Here is a 16,253-nt window from a genome sequence, read left to right on the forward strand (position 1 = left end):
ATTGTTGGCTTTTCTAGGGTAACATTTTTAGGACTGTGTTGGGTTTCGTTCCTCAACCCAACCTACGAATTAGATAAATTAAAAGATTGTTCTAAAGCATTAAGAACTATATCGGTTACTATCTGAATTCGATAGCGACAAGCGTTTGTTTGGGCTGAATTAAAACTGCCATTTTCCCAATATTTATTACTTCCGGCACCACCTCCACATACGCCGAAATATTGACAGTTTTCCCGACAAAGATTAACTCCTGCTGCCATATCTCGATAGATGTTTAAGAATTTTTCACTATGACAAACAGATTCAAAAGTATCGGTTAAGACGTTCCCTAAAATAAAGTCTCCGTAAGGTTCTGTTTTAATAGATAATAATTCAGGATCAAAGGTAGAAAAGTTTCCTTTATGATCAATATTGACAATCATAAAAGGATGATTCATGTCTGTTTTTTTTAGTCTTCTATCATCACAAATTAAGCCACAAATTGATTCAAATTCTCTGACTTTTAATTGATCGTTGGTTTGAACTGTTAAGTCCCAAAATCGCCGCATAAAAGCCTGATAACGCTGTTCTGTTCCAGCTTTGTCTAAAGAAGAAGTTTGATTAATTCCTTCGGTTTCTTCCATATTAAAGGCGACATCAAGAATGCCATTATCCCAGAAAAATTGAAAAATTTCGTCAGGGTAATCTAGAGAATCTTGGTTAATAACTGCAATTATATTAAAATATAAATCATTTTTTTGTAGATAATTTATCCCACGCATAACACTAGCATGACTCCCTAATCCGGTGCGAGTTTTGCGGTGAATATCATGAAGAAAATCTGGCCCATCAATACTGATACCGACACAAATATTATGTTCTTTAAACAAATCACACCAAGCTTGATTAATTAGGGTTCCATTGGTTTGAATTGAATGACAAATAGGAATTTGTTGAGTATTGTATTTTTGACTAGCTATTTCTATTTGTTTAAAGACTTCTTGATAAAAAGAAACTGGAACTGCTAGGGGTTCTCCTGCGTGCCAACAAATATCAACATAATTTCCTAAAAATGGACTTGTTAAAATAGCTTTAAAAATAGGTTCTATTAAATCAATAGAGAGTCTATTTTTTAGGTGACGATCTGGCAAATAACAATAATCACAATCAAGATTACAAAATGAGGTGGGTTGAATTACAACTAAACTAATGGGGCCAAAAGATGAAATATCAATTGACTGATTTTTAGTAGTATCGGTCATTAAGTTTGTCATTTTTTGCTGAAATTTTTACGGTTAATATTTAAACTTTTTTGGTTTACCAACGATTAACAAAACCGCCTCCATTTGGCCAACCATTGCGATTAATGAAACTGCCACCATCACCCCAATTTCTATTATTAAATCCTCCATTTCTCCAAGGGTTGTTACGATTAATAAAGCTTCCCCCTCCATTTCTGTTAGCAAAACCTCCGCCACCGCGTAAATTTCCCCAACCTCCTCCGTTGCCATTTCCCCAACCTATAGCCATTAAATCTTCGTTTGCTTCTGATGTTCTTAAGGGTTCAATTCCTCGTTGTTTCATCGCTTCTGTAAGTCGAGAAAGACGACTTTCAATATTAGGAGAAATAGATTCACTTTGAGGTAAAAAAGAAGTGGCATTAGCCCCCGATATGGTTAAAGTAGATATGGCTAATAAAAAACCAACACAAGTAACTTTAGTCGTAATATTCAAAATACTATCTCCCTGAATGAAAATTATGAGAAAACATTGGCTAACAAACAGTCATTAATGATTAAAGAAACTTCCTCCATCACTCTAACCATGATTAACAAAACCTCCGCCACCACCACCTTTACGATTAGCAAAACCGCCAGCAATTTGTGTTTGTGTTGCTTCTTGGGATGTTTCTACCGCATCGATTCCTCGTTGCTGTATTGTCTGGGTAATGGGAGAAAGACGAGATTCAATGGTAGTAATATTAGCATCTAATGGGGGCAACTGGGAACTAGCATCAGCTTGAATCACACTCAGAGTGGATATGGCTAGTAAAAACCCAACGAAACTGATTTTATTGTTAATTAGCACCTTGTTTTCTTATAAAAGATATTCCTTACAGACTTTAGCAAAAAAAAGCTGTTATTATCATTTTTGTTAATTTTTTTGACCTTTTATTTACAAATGCTTTTAAAATAGAGAATATTGTTTTGTTCTTTGTGTAGTTTTAGGGTTGCTTAGATGTCTAAGATTTTATCAATTGCTTTATTCAGTTTGATGGCTGGTTTAACATTTCCTGGTATAACTCTAGCAGAGACGGTTATGGAAAGGGTGGCTAAAACTGGAGTTTTGACGGTAGGAACTCGAACAGATGTAGTTCCCTATTCTTATGTTAATGAGAAACAAGAATTAACGGGATATTCAATAGACGTTCTTGAGTTAATTCGGGAACAATTACAAAAAGAATTAGGTAAAGAAGTTATACTAGATGTGGTAAAGTACGATCAATTTGGAGATCGAATTCAAAAAATAGTTAACCGAGAAATCGATATTTCTTGTGATACTATTTTTACTTGGGAACGAGATAAGTTTGTGGATTTTTCTTTAGGTTATGGGGTTTCAGGAATTAAAGTAGTAGTCAAAAAAGATAGTGGTTTAGAATCACCGGAATCTTTGAAAAATAAACGTATTGGTATTGTTAAAAATACCCTTCGACCACGAGCGATTGAAGTAGTTCAATCTCAAGTAACGATTGTTCCTCTTGATAGTGTTGAGGCAGGTTTTGCTGCGGTAGCAGAGGGGAAAATTGATGGATTTGCTTATGATGGTATCATTTTAGAAGGAATGCGACAAACTATGAGTAATGCTAATGCTTTTAAAGTAGTTCCTAAAGAGTCTTATTTTAAACATGGGATTGCTTGTATGGTTCCTGAAAATGATTCTAGTTTCTTGAATTTAGTTAACTATACAATTGTTAAAATGATGGATGGTTATCTAGCAGGTGATACTCGTTATATGACTATCGTTAATCGCTATTTTGGAACTGATGGAATTGTTCCTATAGATGCGGATAGAATTCGTAATTTCTTTGAGATGATTGTCATCACTCGTGAACAAATTCCTCCCCAAACAACTCAATCTACTAAATAGTAATAAGTGGGTGGATTTCTTTAATCTATGGCTAAAAAAGAGGGCGGGTTCATTTAACTTATTGCTAACAACATTAAATTCTAGTTACAAACCCACCCCTACAACTATGGGAACTGGTTTATTTTACGGTTCTATCGGACTTACTATGCCAAATTAATAATTAATGACAGACTCAAGTCTAATCCTATAAAGACTAAGTCCGACGAGCGCGGACGCTCATTGTAGGTTGGGTAGGCAACCTTTGTTTGTATAGCTTAACTCTGAGCGAGTTAAAGTCCATTGTTTGTGATAATTTAGCATAACTTGTCCGGTAGAACCATTTATTTTACTTATTGGTAACAATCTTGAATTCTAGTTAAAAATCTGCCCTTACAACTTGTTATTTGTGAAGCATTAATATGCTAATGCTAAACCATCGGCACGAGGTTCAGATGCACTAACCAAAACTCCCTCATTTCTTAATATCATTTGACCCTTTCCAAACATGGTTTCAGGGGCAAGATTAATATCATGGCCTCGTTGTCGTAAACCTTGAATAATTTCAGGGGGTAGACCCCTTTCTAAAAGTATTCTATTTCCTTCTAAGAATCGCCATCTAGGGGCATCTAAAGCTGTTTGAGGATTCATTTGATAATCAAGTAGGTTTACCACCATTTGCAGATGTCCTTGGGGCTGCATGGGCGCGCCCATAACACCAAATGGGCCTAATGGTTGATTATTTTGAGTTAAGAATCCAGGGATAATGGTATGAAAGGGACGTTTATTAGGAGCAATTTGATTAGGATGTTTATCTTCTAATGTAAAAGCTGACCCTCTATTATGTAAAGATATTCCTGTTTCTGGAATTAATATACCACTGCCAAAACTATCATAATTTGATTGTATAAAGGATACCATTAAATCGGTGTCTGCTGTACATAAATATACTGTTCCGCCTTTTGGTATTCCTGGATTTGCTAAAGTAATGGCTTGAGATGTAATTAAATTTTGACGTTTTTTTCCATATTTTTTATCTAATAATTGTTTAAGTGAAACTCTCATATAATCTGAATCTGACACATGAGAATACACATCAGCAAAGGCTAATTTCATTGCTTCAATTTGATAATGAAAGCTTTCTATTGAGTCACGGGGATACTTTTCTAATTCTAATCCTTCTAAAATATTTAAAGCTATTAATGCGGCAATTCCTTGTCCATTTGGGGGCATTTCCCAAACGTCTAATTCTTTATAGTTTGTCGAAATAGGATCAGCCCATAAAGGTTCGTGTTTAGCTAAATCATTAAGAGTTAAAAAGCCTCCTGTCTCCGAGGAAAAGTTAACAAATTTTTGAGCTAATTTACCTGTATAAAAACTTTCTCCTCCTGTTTGAGCAATTTCTTTTAATGTATTAGCATGAAAATAACTACCCCAAATTTCTCCAGTTTTAGGGGCGCGATTTTTAGGAAAAAAAATTTCTTTAAAGGGTTGAAATTCGGGAGATTTTCTAGACAGATAAACTGCTTCTTTGCGTCGCCAAATTTGGGCAGTAACAGGAGAAACCGGAAACCCTTCTTTTGCATAACGAATGGCAGGACTAAATAATGCTTCAAATGGTAATTGTCCCCATCGCTTCCATAACGTATACCAAGCAGAAACCGCCCCCGGAACTGTGACAGTTAACCATCCTAATTGGGGCATTTCTTTGAGATTATTATAAGCTTCTAAAGGCAAATTTTCAGAACTTTTTCCAGAAGCATTAAGACCATGTAATTTACCATCCCAAACTAAAGCAAAAGCATCAGAACCTATCCCATTAGATGTGGGTTCTACTACGGTTAAAGTAATAGCAGTAGCAATAGCAGCATCAACCGCATTTCCTCCCTGTTGAAACATTTCTATTCCTGCTAAAGTTGCTAAAGATTGACTGGTAGCAACTGCACATCGTTTACCTAAAATGACTCGACGTTGGGAAGGGTAAATATAGTGATCTAAATCAAATTTCATGAATTTTCTTGTGTTAATAAAAACAATTAATCCTATAGGTCAACTCCTGCGGAGAATTCAAAATTATGAATTATATGGAGGGGTCAACGGCCGTTGACCCCTCCTGTCTATTAATCGTCTAAATTAACGCCTAATTCTCTCAATTTAGCCGCTAAAACTTCTGCTCGTTGACGTTCTATTTCAACTTGTTGTTGTGCCATTTCAGCTTCCTTTTTAGCTGCTTCTGCGGGTAACAAAACTAAGTTTTTTTGTGCATCATAAAACCGTAACCAAGGTGCAGTTTCTTTAAGAATAGTTCCTCCCCAAGTGCCTAACCATAACCCCAAACTTTCACACCATAACCATCCATTCTCATTCGCAATAAGGGGTTCATAACGTTGATTACTACCTAAACACCAACCTTGTAATGAGTTAGAATTAAAGGGATCATAGACAAAATAATTAAACGTTTTAAAGATACGTTCATAGATTTCTTTTTTAATTCCCGTATCAATATCTGCTGTCGAAGGAGACATTAATTCCACAATTACATCAGGATAGCGTCCCCCTTCTTCCCAAACTACCCAACCTTGTCGGGAGGTATCCCCTTCTACATCTAAAACTGTAAAAAAATCAGGCCCCCGAAAATCTTTATTTTTGACCTGTTCACTGCTGTAATAAATGAACATATTCCCCCCCGCAAAAAAATCCTCTCGTTCCGCTAAAGCTTGATAAACTGAATCAATCAAAACATTCATAGCAATGCGGTGACGATTACTTTCCATTGGTTCCCCATCATCAAAAATTAGATCCGTTGGCGGTAACGGAGGGTTATGATCGGTAATAATAATATTTTGGGTTTTAATAATACTCATCTCTATACATAAAACTTTATTATAAGCAAAAGCCCCTACGTGCAATTGGCCCCCCCATAACTTCTTCAACCTGGTTCTCCGAAGCGATAGCCTTTGCCGTAGACAGTATAAATTAAAGTGCCTTCCGCCTCAATTTTACGGCGCAACAAACGCATTAAAGCTGCTAAAACATTACTATTGGGTTGTTCTTGATCTGTCCATAACTGCTGGTAAATTTGCTCATGGGTCAATAATTGGCCAGGATGCTGCATTAAATAAGTCAGTAGTTGGACTTCCTTCTCCGAGAGGTTCATGCCTCGTCCTTGACGATAAGCGACTTGATTATCCCGATCTAGTTCTAAATCTGCTACTTTTAACTTAGGAGTCGGAATCGCTTCAAATGAGGGAGAACGCCGCAATAAGGCCCGAACTCTCGCCATTAATTCTCGTAATTCAAAGGGTTTGACCAAATAATCATCGGCCCCCGCATCCAGACCCATCACCCGATCATCTACTGTATCCTTAGCCGTTAACAATAAAACAGGCGTATGTTTCCCTTGCGATCGCAATTGTTGACAAATTTCCACACCTGTGTATTGAGGCAACATCCAATCGAGAATTAGGAGATCATAAGAATTAACCAAAGCCAACTGATAGCCAACTTTGCCATTATCAGCCACATCCACCTGATAACCTTCACGGGATAACACACGGGTGAGAGGTTCAGTTAATTCGGACTCATCATCCACTAAAAGAATTTTCATTGCTTCTTATAACTTGACACTGTGTTGGGTTTCGTTCCTCAAACGCCACTTCCTCTACTTGGGGAAACCCCAAGTAGAGGAAGTGGCTCCCCAACCTACCATGCCAAAATTTACTTGACATTTGGATGCTAGGGGTCAACGGCCGTTGACCCCTACAGTCCTTAGTTTAAAACATTTAAAGACAAGAAGCCAATACCTCGGTTTATATCTATATTTATCCATATAATTTTAAGCAATCATAGATATATATAAATGATTAAAATAAATTTTTTCTTTGTAACATCTCTTTTCAATTCGTTACAAAACTTTATACAATAGGGAGTGTGAACCTGAGTATATATCCCTATAAATTATGTTTGATCTACAAATTCCCTGGCTAACAGCCATCATCCTTTTTCCCTTAGTGACTGCCTTTGCCATTCCTTTGATACCGGACAAAGAAGGAAAAACCGTTCGCTGGTATGCACTAGGAGTTAGTTTACTAAACTTTACATTAACAATTTACGCCTTTTCTAATCAGTACAATTTTGACACAGTAGATTTTCAACTCAGTGAAACTTATGCTTGGGTTCCCCAAATTGGATTAAATTGGTCTGTAGGCATCGATGGGTTATCGATGCCTTTAATCGTTTTATCGGGCTTAATTACAAATTTAGCGTTACTAGGGTCTTGGAATATAGACCGTAAACCTAGACTATTTTATTTCCTGATGCTAGTGCTTTATAGCGCACAAATTGGGGTATTTGCTGCCCAAGATTTACTCTTATTCTTTATTATGTGGGAATTAGAGTTAGTCCCCGTTTATCTATTAATTTCTATCTGGGGTGGTCAAAAACGTTTATATGCTGCCACCAAATTTATTCTTTACACTGCTTTAGCTTCAATTTTCATTCTCGTATCTGCCTTAGCTTTAGCCTTCTACGGTGATACAGTCACCTTTGATATGGCCCAGTTAGGCAGGAAAGAATTTCCTTTAGCCTTAGAAATCTTGGCTTATGCTGGCTTTTTCGTAGCATTTGCGGTCAAAATGCCTATTTTTCCCTTACATACTTGGCTACCTGATGCCCATAGTGAAGCACCTGCGGGTGTTTCTATGATTCTTGCTGGTGTATTGCTCAAAATGGGCGGTTATGGACTAATTCGCTGCAATATCGAAATGCTGCCCCATGCTCACATTAAATTTGCGCCTCTGTTGGTTATTTTAGGGGTTATCAACATAGTTTATGGGGCATTTACCGCTTTTGCTCAAACCAACTTAAAACGTCGCCTAGCTTCTTCTTCTATCTCTCACATGGGTTTTGTCCTCATCGGGATTGCTTCCTTTAGCGAGTTAGGCATGAATGGGGCTGTATTACAAATGTTATCCCATGGATTAATTGCGGCGGCCTTATTCTTCTTGTGTGGGACAACTTACGAACGCACTCATACCTTAATGATGGATGAAATGGGTGGTTTAGGGAAACAAATGCCCAAAACTTTCGCCCTATTTACTGCTGCTTCGATGGCATCTTTAGCCTTACCTGGAATGAGTGGTTTTGTGGCAGAATTAACGGTATTTTTAGGCATAGCTGAAAGTGATGCTTACAGTACCGCATTTAAGACAGGGGTGATTTTCTTAACGGCTGTGGGCTTAATTTTAACCCCTATTTATCTACTGTCAATGTTACGGGTTGTGTTCTACGGACAGAATAATAGTGAGTTAACTTTACCTAAGTTTCAACTTGATGCTAAACCCCGTGAAATTTTTATTACTTCCTGTTTATTAATTCCTATCATTGTTATTGGGTTGTATCCTAAATTAGCGATGACTACCTATGATATAAAAACCGTAGAAGTTGCCACTAAAGTTCGCTCAGTTTTGAGTGTATTTGCTCAGCAAAAACAGGTAAATAATGAGTTAGCTTCAACCGTATTAGTTGCGCCAGAAATTGACTAAGGTTGTCCGGTTCGATTAAGCTGTCACCCATCTAAATTAGTCCTATTCGACTGATGGAGAGATGGAGAGATGGAGAGATGGAGTCAGGACTTACGCAGATACGCTATTAGTAGGGTGGGTTAGTGATAGCGTAACCCACCGTGACACTATCGGTAGACTCTATGCGTAAGTCCTGGGAGTGATGGAGTGATGGTTTGACGGTTTTTTTGCGCGTGGTATCATTTTTATGTAGCAGTCCATTAACTAATAATTTTCCGCCACATTGCCTGATTATGTTAACGGCGGGATTGTCAAACTAATCATTTTGCTTGATATCATCACTATGTCTTCTAAACGCCCTTCCTCAGACTCTAAATCCATCGCTTATCAAGAATTTGGCCCCTCAGCTAACTCTCAAGCTTTAGAACGAACAGTACCGGATTTACCCCCGCAACAACAAAATATCAGGATACAGGCAACTCGTTCGGGACGTAAAGGCAAAACCGTCACAGTTATAACCGGATTTCAACATAAACCGGAAACTTTAACAAACTTACTCAAACAATTAAAAAGTCACTGTGGTAGCGGGGGAACCCTTAAAGATAATATCTTAGAAATTCAAGGAGATCATTGTCAAACCCTCTTAAAAATCCTGTCTGAGTTAGGATATAAAGTAAAAATTAGTGGCGGCTAAAAAAATTAACCCTCCTCATTTTGAGAAAGGTTACAAGTCTCATTTATTTAATGGCCAATATTATGCTATTGTTTTGACACCTAGTAGTTGCGCGATCGCTGTTTTCTACGAGTTGCTTCCTTACGCTTGCTCTTCTCTTGTGGCGTTTCAAAGAATTGATGCTTCTTGTAATCTGTATAAATTCCAGCTTTGGCCACTTGTCGCTTAAATCGACGTAGAGCAGATTCGATGGGTTCGTTTTGACCTACGAGAACTTGGGTCATTAGTTAACTTTTACACCTCCTATGTTCTTTCAATTACTAATACGTAAAACTGATACAACTTGGTATATTATGTCACATTGAATCACAATTACCCAACTGCTACATAAAACTGACATAACGTGGTATATTATGTCACCTATTCGGTTTACTTCCTGCAACAATTGCGAACCGTCGGCGGCACTCCCTACCAGTATAACCTATTTTTCTTGCCAAATCTCAGGTTTTTCAAAAAATAATGCATACCATATTTTGTTAATTTAGTCAAGTATATTTATTGAACAACTTGAATATCCTGAATCAACCAACGGTCTTTTTCTCGAATCAAATCATAGCGAACCCGCAAATTATCATTATAAGAGCGACCTAATTGTCCATTTTTATAGGATTTAGCTATTTCTTGAACATTTGCTTCAACAATGGCTTGATTAGGCTTATTTTGACTGGTTTTTAGGTATTTTATCTCAACTTTGTGTTGATAATTCCAATAAGTCTGAGTTTGTTTAAGTTTTTGGGCCCGATCACTCCAAAGAGATAACAAAGAATCGGATAAAATCCGATTAAATGACTCAATTTCATGTCTTTCTCCAAAAGCGTCAGATTTACTCGATAACCATAACTCAATCAACTGTTTAGCCCCTTCAGAAGTCAAAAGTCCACTCGACAAAATAATCTGAGCATCAGCAGCAGGAATATCAATCAAAGGTTGATGAACAAAAACCTCATACTGTCCGTCTTCTAAAGCAGATAGGGGAGAAGTTAGTTGTCCAATTCCTTGAACTGATAATCCTACTAACCCTAAAATGGCCAACCCTGCGGCTCCCAGCAACCAAGGAGAAGGTTTTAAGGCAATTTTCCCTTGTTTTCGGCGACGGGATGGAGTCCGAGACAGTTTAGGGGTAGGGGGACTCGATAACTCAAGAGATGGAGGAACCACCACAGTTGTCTGTGGGGGACGAATATTAGTGGAACTTTTGGGGAGAGACTGATGTTTCTGAGGGGTTTTTTCAGTGCGATCGCGTTTTTTCTCGTCCCGACGACGACGAGAGGCACGAAAATCAACAGAAATGGGGGCAGATGGAAGCAAAGCGGCCACCCCACCCCCTCCATTAGCAACAGCTTGAGACTGTTGATAGTAGCTACGAACTGAAGGCACTCTTTGTTGAACAACCCTAGCTTGGTTGCTACGAGAGACAGTTTTGGCCAGAGAAACTTCTTGTTCTTGTTGAGCATTCATAGCTATTTCTTGAGATTCCCAAGATAATTGTTCCAAATAACTCTGAACTTCCTGATTAGCAAAATACTCTTTTAAAGAAGCTTTTTGAGTTATCAAATCCCGACAATGACTAAAAACCTCTGTTTTGAGCCAACTTTCACTATATAAACATAGCCCAGGTAAAAGATCAGGAGATCCCTGAGAATTTTCTTTAATTATACTTAAAGCTTGAGTATCTTGGCATTTTTCCAAAGCCAGAGTCGCGGTTTGAGTTTGACCTAACAACAAAGAACAAATCGCCTGTTCTAAAGAAACATCTTGACGATCACCTAAACCATTGAGAATAGTTTGAGCTTCTAGAATTAAACTAGGTTGCTTATGAGCGAAACCACGAGCTATCAGGGCATAAACTGCCAAATAAGCGGCTACGGCTGAAGGCCGTTGAGATTCAGCCATAAATAGCTCTTGTTGTTCTTGGGCCGTCAGATAAGTGCGGATTTGTTGAATAAACCGTAAAAAATCATTAATATTTAACCCAGAGCGATCATTGCCACGGCCATCAATACCTTGTCGCTCTTGTAACATCTTTTGTAAAAGCTGTTTTCCTTCATTTCTAGGAACCTCATTATCCTCAGACTCAGCTAATAACTCCAAAATCCGGTAAGGACGTAATTTATCGAGTTCTGTGTGAATTTCTGCTTGAACAGAGGGAAATAACGAATTTTGTTCCAATAACGTCAGAGCTTTAATGCCTATCACCGCCGCTTGTTCATATTGTTCATGCTGCCAACGTTCTCGACTCAACTCTAAAAAAGCCAGGGCTACAGTGAGGATGATATCGGGTCTAGTAGGATCTGATTTTATCACATTCTTGGGCAAACTATCCAGATAACCTTGCCCAAATTGAAGCACTAGCTCATATTCGCCTAATTCTTGAAAAATTAACAAAACTCCCACTAATTGCTCAGGAGTAATATCAATGCCTGGGATAGTGTCACTAGAAGAACTTTCTTCTAGGGGTTCGGCCCGTGACTTGGAAGGTTCTTCCTCAATAATAGACTCATCAGATAAAGTTTCTCTTAAGAATTGTGAGTCGTAAGCTTTTTTTTGTTCCGGTTTAGACAGAATGTTATAGGCTTGAGCAAGGAGTTGTTTACGAGTGGCGATCGCGGCTGGACTATATTCCCGACGGGGTAATTGCACACTACGATCCCGATAAGCCTGGGTGATTTGCTCATCTGTTACTTGGGGGAAAATGCCCAAAATTCTGTAGTAGTCGAGGGGAATGTACACGGTTGACTTCCTCAAAGCGGGTGGCTCAATACACCTAAAATTTAGTATAGAGTTACGCTACCATTAATTGGGCGCGGATATCGTCAGATAAAAATAAAGTAGGTTGGAAAGATTGTAACTTAAAGTCTTGATTTATTGACACTCCTTGTTGCATGAAGATTTTACCTAGTAGTGCTTTTCCTACTAGAACCTTTTATCTTCAGTTTTCAAGGTACGTCTATCCTTAGATAGCTAGGTTTTTAGAGAGGTTGATTACCTTTCCTCTTTAAAAAACTATATCACATAAAATAAAAGCCATCCTACTAGAAGGCGATGCACTGAGCGATGCCGAAGTGACGGGGCTTTAAACCCAAATTTCCGGTAAAACTCTTTACTTAAGTCTAGGGGCCGATCCAGTTTACACTTTAAACTAGGGTTAATGATTTTTGCCCCTAAGGCCGAGTTATAATTCACCGTCTCTATAATTTTATCCATATTTTTGGGTTTAGATGGATTGTCGGTGGCCCTTCAACGTATCTAGTTTTACTATTACATTTGTTTCTTTCTATGGTTTCTGAACGCATCTTACCGAAATTTAACACAGCTTCTATCAAAATTAGCAAAGAAGAAGGGCTAGTTCTTTACGAGGATATGGTCTTAGGCCGCTTTTTTGAGGATAAATGTGCTGAAATGTATTATCGAGGCCGGATGTTTGGTTTTGTTCATCTCTACAACGGTCAAGAAGCGGTTTCTACTGGGGTGATCAAAGCTTTACGCAATGGAGAAGATTATGTTTCGAGTACCTATCGGGATCATGTTCATGCCCTCAGTTGTGGAGTTCCTGCTCGTGAAGTGATGGCCGAGTTGTTTGGTAAGGCTACAGGCTGTAGTAAGGGGCGAGGCGGCTCTATGCACTTATTTTCGGCAGAGCATGGCTTATTAGGGGGTTATGCTTTTGTGGCCGAAGGTATTCCCGTAGCAACAGGGGCGGCGTTTCAGAGTAAATACCGACGGGAAGCGATGGGGGATCAAAACGCTGATCAAGTGAGCGTTTGTTTTTTTGGGGATGGGGCCAGCAATAATGGTCAATTTTTTGAATGTTTGAATATGGCGGCTCTTTGGAAACTGCCTATGATTTATGTGGTAGAAAATAATAAATGGGCCATCGGTATGGCTCATGATCGGGCTACCTCTCAACCGGAAATTTACAAAAAAGCCAGTGTGTTTAACATGGTTGGCGTTGAAGTGGATGGGATGGACGTTTTGGCCGTGCGAAAAGTGGCTCAAGAGGCAGTAGAGCGCGCCCGTGCTGGAGAGGGGCCTACTTTAATTGAAGCTTTAACCTATCGGTTTCGGGGTCATTCTTTGGCTGATCCTGATGAACTTCGTTCTCCTGATGAAAAACAATTTTGGGGAGGACGAGATCCTATTGAAAAATTAGGAGCTTATTTAGTAAAAAATAAATTAGCTGATCAAGAGGAACTCAAAGCCATTAAGGTTAAAATTCAAGGGGTTATTGATGAAGCGGTGAAGTTCGCGGAAGACAGTCCGGAACCTGATGCTAGTGAACTTTATCGTTATGTTTTTGCAGAAGATGAATAGTTTTTGAATAAATTATTTAGGGTACTTTGACCATATTTGAGTAAAATATCGGTTATCGCTAACAAAATTGACTGAAATAACGCAAAATGGCAAAAAAAATTACCGAGCTTTTTGGCGGTGAGACCCTCCCCAATATCGTGTTGATCATCACAGATCAACAGCGTGCCTTACAGCATTTTCCTGATAATTTCATTGATCGGCTCCCCGCTTTGCAGCAACTAACCAATCAAGGGCTTAGTTTTGAGCAAGCATTCACGGCTACTTGTGCTTGCGCTCCCAGTCGAGCAACATTTCTGACAAGTCAGTATCCAGCTAAACATAAAACGACAAATACGGGTCAGATGAGTCCAATAGATCCTCTGGATAACAGTCTAGATAATTTAGCCAAAGTGCTGGAGCGGGCTGGCTACAAAACCCGTGCCTGGTTCGGCAAATGGCATCTTGGTTGGGTGGAGGATGTTCCCGAACCGGAGAAGGGTATTGGCCCAGTTCGGGCCGGATTCAGCGAATGGGGTGGAGAAGAAGCAGGAATTACCATCAGTGACTATAAAACTCTCGGTGGTGGTACACCAAACTACGATCAGAAATATCTCGACCAAATGCTGAATTTCATTGATAATCGCCAAAGCGATGACCCATTCTGTCTTGTTGCTTCGTTCGTTAATCCCCATGACGGATTCGTTGCCCACCATGGGTTGACAAGTAGTGTTTATGGAGATTCTGGATACCCGGAATCTACCTTTACTGGCTCAGAAGTCGCTGATGTTTCACTACCGCCAAACTTTTCGTCGAGTCTGCTTACAGCACCACGCGCTCAAGCTGCGACGAACTGGTGGAATATACCCTACTCAATCCATACCCCAGAGGAATACGTTAAGTTCTACGCTCATCTCCAGTGCTTAGTGGATGTACAGATCAAAACGCTCCTTGACAAGCTCGCAGAAAATGAAGAGCGGATGAACAACACCCTGATCATTCGCTTTGCCGACCACGGTGAAATGGGCATGAGTCACGGTATGCTCGAAAAATTCTTCAATGCTTACGAGGAAAGTATCCGCATACCTCTTGTGTTCTCCAATCCTGAAGTCTGGCCCACGGGACAAAAAACACAATCCCTTGTAAGTCTTGTGGATTTAGCTCCCACCTTAGCATCTCTACTCAAGGTTGAACATGATAGTTTTGATGGAGAAGATTTGACACCAATTCTAGAAAATCCCGGTGATCCAGGGATTCGGGAGTTGATCCATTTTACCTACGATGACAATCCTGCGGGAACACTGCCTAGTATTGTTCGGATGATTCGGACAGATAAATGGAAATATGCTGTTTATTGTAGCAATAAGGGTACGGATGCAGATTGGGAACTCTATGATTTAGAAAAAGATCATCTCGAAGAGCATAACCTGGCTGGCAAGACCGAATATATTGATACGCAGTCCATGTTGAATGAGAAATTAGAGCGTGTCATGAGCGAGATGGGAACTACGCCCGAATTTTGGCCGCCCCAGGCAACGGAGCAAAGTCGAGGCATCTTCAAAAAAACCTAAATAAAATTTGCTCAATCAGTTTGAACCGTTTTAAACGTACCCCATCTAAGTCACAGATTTTAGATGGGTGCTGCTCTGGGAAATTTGCTTAAACCCTTGATTTTACCTGACGTAATTGCTCTTTTCCCCATTGATTTTGAGAAGAAGATGGATGAACTTGATATTTAATCACATTGCCTAATTCCTGTAATTGACTGATGGCTTCTGCTCCTTCTAATTTCATCAGTTCCCGATCATCGCGCATTTCCGTCCACGTGATCCCATAATCTGACACTAAAAAACGGATCAGGTGGTTTTCTCCTAAACTGACCATAAATGAGGCACTGTTCATCTGATCTCCACAGGTATAGCAAGAAGCCAGATAGCCTCGATTTTCTAAGACGATCGCTAGGGCCTGGAGATTCATTACCAAGTCTTTCACGAAGTCACGGTGTTGTTGAGCTAATCGGGTAAACACTTTGTTTCCTCCTGATAACACTCCTCATTATAAAACCTTAAAACTTTTTTAAGATTTATATTTGGTGATATCATATACAATATTATACGGCAATTTAGATTGAAAAAAATAAACTCCCATGCACTAACGTAGCTCAGTTTTGCCGAATTGCCCAGTATAGGTCGTTACACTCGTTTAATTGTCCTATTGGTTTAAGAATTGCCAATAGGTTGAAAAGGTTATTAGTAGGGGTCAATGGCCGTTGACCCCTACTCAAACAGGCTATAAAATAAACTTGGCAAATAGTCCATCTCAGGTTAAGCTCTAAGCGTAATTAGTTAATATCGCTAATTTTTTGTGTGGTGTAGAGAAATTGATGAACTTGTCTAAATCCCGTCGTCAACCTCGTCCTTGGGGACTTATCCTAGAAATTCTCTTGATTACCAGTGCGATCGCTGCTGCTGCGGGGGTAGGTTTCGGGGCGGCTTTGCGCTTGAACCGACCGGCTGAACCTGGGGCCAGTGCGTTACATTCGGATCAGTCTTTTCCTCCCCGTCAAGATTGGCCCATTGGCCAATCTTCGGACACTGTTTCTCAATGAT

Annotated in this window: 15 protein-coding genes; 6 read left to right on the forward strand and 9 right to left on the reverse strand. The window is 39.3% G+C overall.

Features of this window, described 5'->3' with window-relative positions:
* Positions 1-62: 62 nt before the first annotated feature.
* The 3 genes from grrM to grrA (AsFPU1_RS06140) form a co-directional block, all read right to left on the reverse strand.
* Complete coding sequence (gene grrM / locus AsFPU1_RS06130) at positions 63-1,253, reverse strand: cyclophane-forming radical SAM/SPASM peptide maturase GrrM/OscB (protein ID WP_124973923.1); 1,191 nt, start codon at positions 1,251-1,253, stop codon at positions 63-65.
* A 43-nt stretch (positions 1,254-1,296) separates the two neighbouring features.
* Complete coding sequence (gene grrA / locus AsFPU1_RS06135; protein ID WP_124973925.1) at positions 1,297-1,713, reverse strand: GrrA/OscA1 family cyclophane-containing rSAM-modified RiPP; 417 nt, start codon at positions 1,711-1,713, stop codon at positions 1,297-1,299.
* 84 nt (positions 1,714-1,797) lie between these two features.
* Positions 1,798-2,067, reverse strand: coding sequence for a GrrA/OscA1 family cyclophane-containing rSAM-modified RiPP (grrA, locus tag AsFPU1_RS06140; RefSeq protein ID WP_124973927.1), 270 nt, complete (start codon positions 2,065-2,067; stop codon positions 1,798-1,800).
* Positions 2,068-2,217: 150 nt separating this feature from the next.
* Here grrA (AsFPU1_RS06140) and grrP point away from each other — a divergent pair, with 150 nt between their 5' ends.
* Complete coding sequence (gene grrP, locus AsFPU1_RS06145; protein ID WP_124973929.1) at positions 2,218-3,126, forward strand: extracellular substrate binding-like orphan protein GrrP; 909 nt, start codon at positions 2,218-2,220, stop codon at positions 3,124-3,126.
* A 393-nt stretch (positions 3,127-3,519) separates the two neighbouring features.
* On the opposite strand, the gene AsFPU1_RS06150 is transcribed toward grrP, so the two are convergent.
* The 3 genes from AsFPU1_RS06150 to rppA form a co-directional block, all read right to left on the reverse strand.
* Positions 3,520-5,112 (reverse strand): gamma-glutamyltransferase family protein, encoded by a 1,593-nt coding sequence (locus AsFPU1_RS06150; protein WP_124973931.1) that lies wholly within the window; start codon positions 5,110-5,112, stop codon positions 3,520-3,522.
* 110 nt (positions 5,113-5,222) lie between these two features.
* A complete protein-coding gene (locus AsFPU1_RS06155) occupies positions 5,223-5,966 on the reverse strand; it encodes a Uma2 family endonuclease (RefSeq protein ID WP_124974004.1) in 744 nt (247 codons plus the stop codon).
* Positions 5,967-6,031: 65 nt separating this feature from the next.
* Complete coding sequence (gene rppA, locus AsFPU1_RS06160; RefSeq protein WP_124973933.1) at positions 6,032-6,709, reverse strand: two-component system response regulator RppA; 678 nt, start codon at positions 6,707-6,709, stop codon at positions 6,032-6,034.
* A gap of 352 nt (positions 6,710-7,061) precedes the next feature.
* On the opposite strand from rppA, the gene AsFPU1_RS06165 reads away from it, so the two are divergent.
* Together AsFPU1_RS06165 and AsFPU1_RS06170 are read left to right on the forward strand one after the other, a co-directional pair.
* Positions 7,062-8,645: an NAD(P)H-quinone oxidoreductase subunit 4 gene (locus AsFPU1_RS06165; RefSeq protein WP_124973935.1), complete on the forward strand. Its 1,584-nt coding sequence runs from the start codon at positions 7,062-7,064 to the stop codon at positions 8,643-8,645.
* Between the two features lie 322 nt (positions 8,646-8,967).
* A complete protein-coding gene (locus AsFPU1_RS06170; RefSeq protein ID WP_124973937.1) occupies positions 8,968-9,318 on the forward strand; it encodes a translation initiation factor in 351 nt (116 codons plus the stop codon).
* An 80-nt stretch (positions 9,319-9,398) separates the two neighbouring features.
* On the opposite strand, the gene rpsU is transcribed toward AsFPU1_RS06170, so the two are convergent.
* Positions 9,399-9,581 (reverse strand): 30S ribosomal protein S21, encoded by a 183-nt coding sequence (gene rpsU / locus AsFPU1_RS06175; RefSeq protein ID WP_124973939.1) that lies wholly within the window; start codon positions 9,579-9,581, stop codon positions 9,399-9,401.
* Between the two features lie 271 nt (positions 9,582-9,852).
* On the reverse strand, positions 9,853-12,087 hold the full coding sequence (locus AsFPU1_RS06180; RefSeq protein WP_125061065.1) for an IMS domain-containing protein: 2,235 nt from the start codon (positions 12,085-12,087) through the stop codon (positions 9,853-9,855).
* A 546-nt stretch (positions 12,088-12,633) separates the two neighbouring features.
* On the opposite strand from AsFPU1_RS06180, the gene pdhA reads away from it, so the two are divergent.
* The gene (gene pdhA / locus AsFPU1_RS06185; protein WP_124973941.1) at positions 12,634-13,668 is read left to right on the forward strand and encodes a pyruvate dehydrogenase (acetyl-transferring) E1 component subunit alpha; all 1,035 of its coding nucleotides are present in this window, start codon (positions 12,634-12,636) and stop codon (positions 13,666-13,668) included.
* Positions 13,669-13,754: 86 nt separating this feature from the next.
* A complete protein-coding gene (locus AsFPU1_RS06190) occupies positions 13,755-15,215 on the forward strand; it encodes a sulfatase-like hydrolase/transferase (RefSeq protein WP_124973943.1) in 1,461 nt (486 codons plus the stop codon).
* An 88-nt stretch (positions 15,216-15,303) separates the two neighbouring features.
* On the opposite strand, the gene AsFPU1_RS06195 is transcribed toward AsFPU1_RS06190, so the two are convergent.
* The gene (locus AsFPU1_RS06195; protein WP_124973945.1) at positions 15,304-15,672 is read right to left on the reverse strand and encodes a DUF1815 family protein; all 369 of its coding nucleotides are present in this window, start codon (positions 15,670-15,672) and stop codon (positions 15,304-15,306) included.
* Positions 15,673-16,027: 355 nt separating this feature from the next.
* Between AsFPU1_RS06195 and AsFPU1_RS06200 the strand changes: the two genes are divergently transcribed.
* Positions 16,028-16,252 (forward strand): hypothetical protein, encoded by a 225-nt coding sequence (locus AsFPU1_RS06200; RefSeq protein WP_124973947.1) that lies wholly within the window; start codon positions 16,028-16,030, stop codon positions 16,250-16,252.
* The last annotated feature ends 1 nt before the right edge of the window (position 16,253 follow it).

This window comes from Aphanothece sacrum FPU1, assembly GCF_003864295.1.
Lineage (GTDB): Bacteria > Cyanobacteriota > Cyanobacteriia > Cyanobacteriales > Microcystaceae > Aphanothece_B > Aphanothece_B sacrum.

Coding starts and splice junctions, on each gene's coding strand:
- grrM (WP_124973923.1), bottom strand. CDS start 1,253: ATGACAAACTTAATGACCGATACTACTAAAAATCAGTCAATTGATATT.
- grrP (WP_124973929.1), top strand. CDS start 2,218: ATGTCTAAGATTTTATCAATTGCTTTATTCAGTTTGATGGCTGGTTTA.
- AsFPU1_RS06150 (WP_124973931.1), bottom strand. CDS start 5,112: ATGAAATTTGATTTAGATCACTATATTTACCCTTCCCAACGTCGAGTC.
- AsFPU1_RS06155 (WP_124974004.1), bottom strand. CDS start 5,966: ATGAGTATTATTAAAACCCAAAATATTATTATTACCGATCATAACCCT.
- rppA (WP_124973933.1), bottom strand. CDS start 6,709: ATGAAAATTCTTTTAGTGGATGATGAGTCCGAATTAACTGAACCTCTC.
- AsFPU1_RS06165 (WP_124973935.1), top strand. CDS start 7,062: ATGTTTGATCTACAAATTCCCTGGCTAACAGCCATCATCCTTTTTCCC.
- AsFPU1_RS06170 (WP_124973937.1), top strand. CDS start 8,968: ATGTCTTCTAAACGCCCTTCCTCAGACTCTAAATCCATCGCTTATCAA.
- rpsU (WP_124973939.1), bottom strand. CDS start 9,581: ATGACCCAAGTTCTCGTAGGTCAAAACGAACCCATCGAATCTGCTCTA.
- pdhA (WP_124973941.1), top strand. CDS start 12,634: ATGGTTTCTGAACGCATCTTACCGAAATTTAACACAGCTTCTATCAAA.
- AsFPU1_RS06190 (WP_124973943.1), top strand. CDS start 13,755: ATGGCAAAAAAAATTACCGAGCTTTTTGGCGGTGAGACCCTCCCCAAT.
- AsFPU1_RS06200 (WP_124973947.1), top strand. CDS start 16,028: ATGAACTTGTCTAAATCCCGTCGTCAACCTCGTCCTTGGGGACTTATC.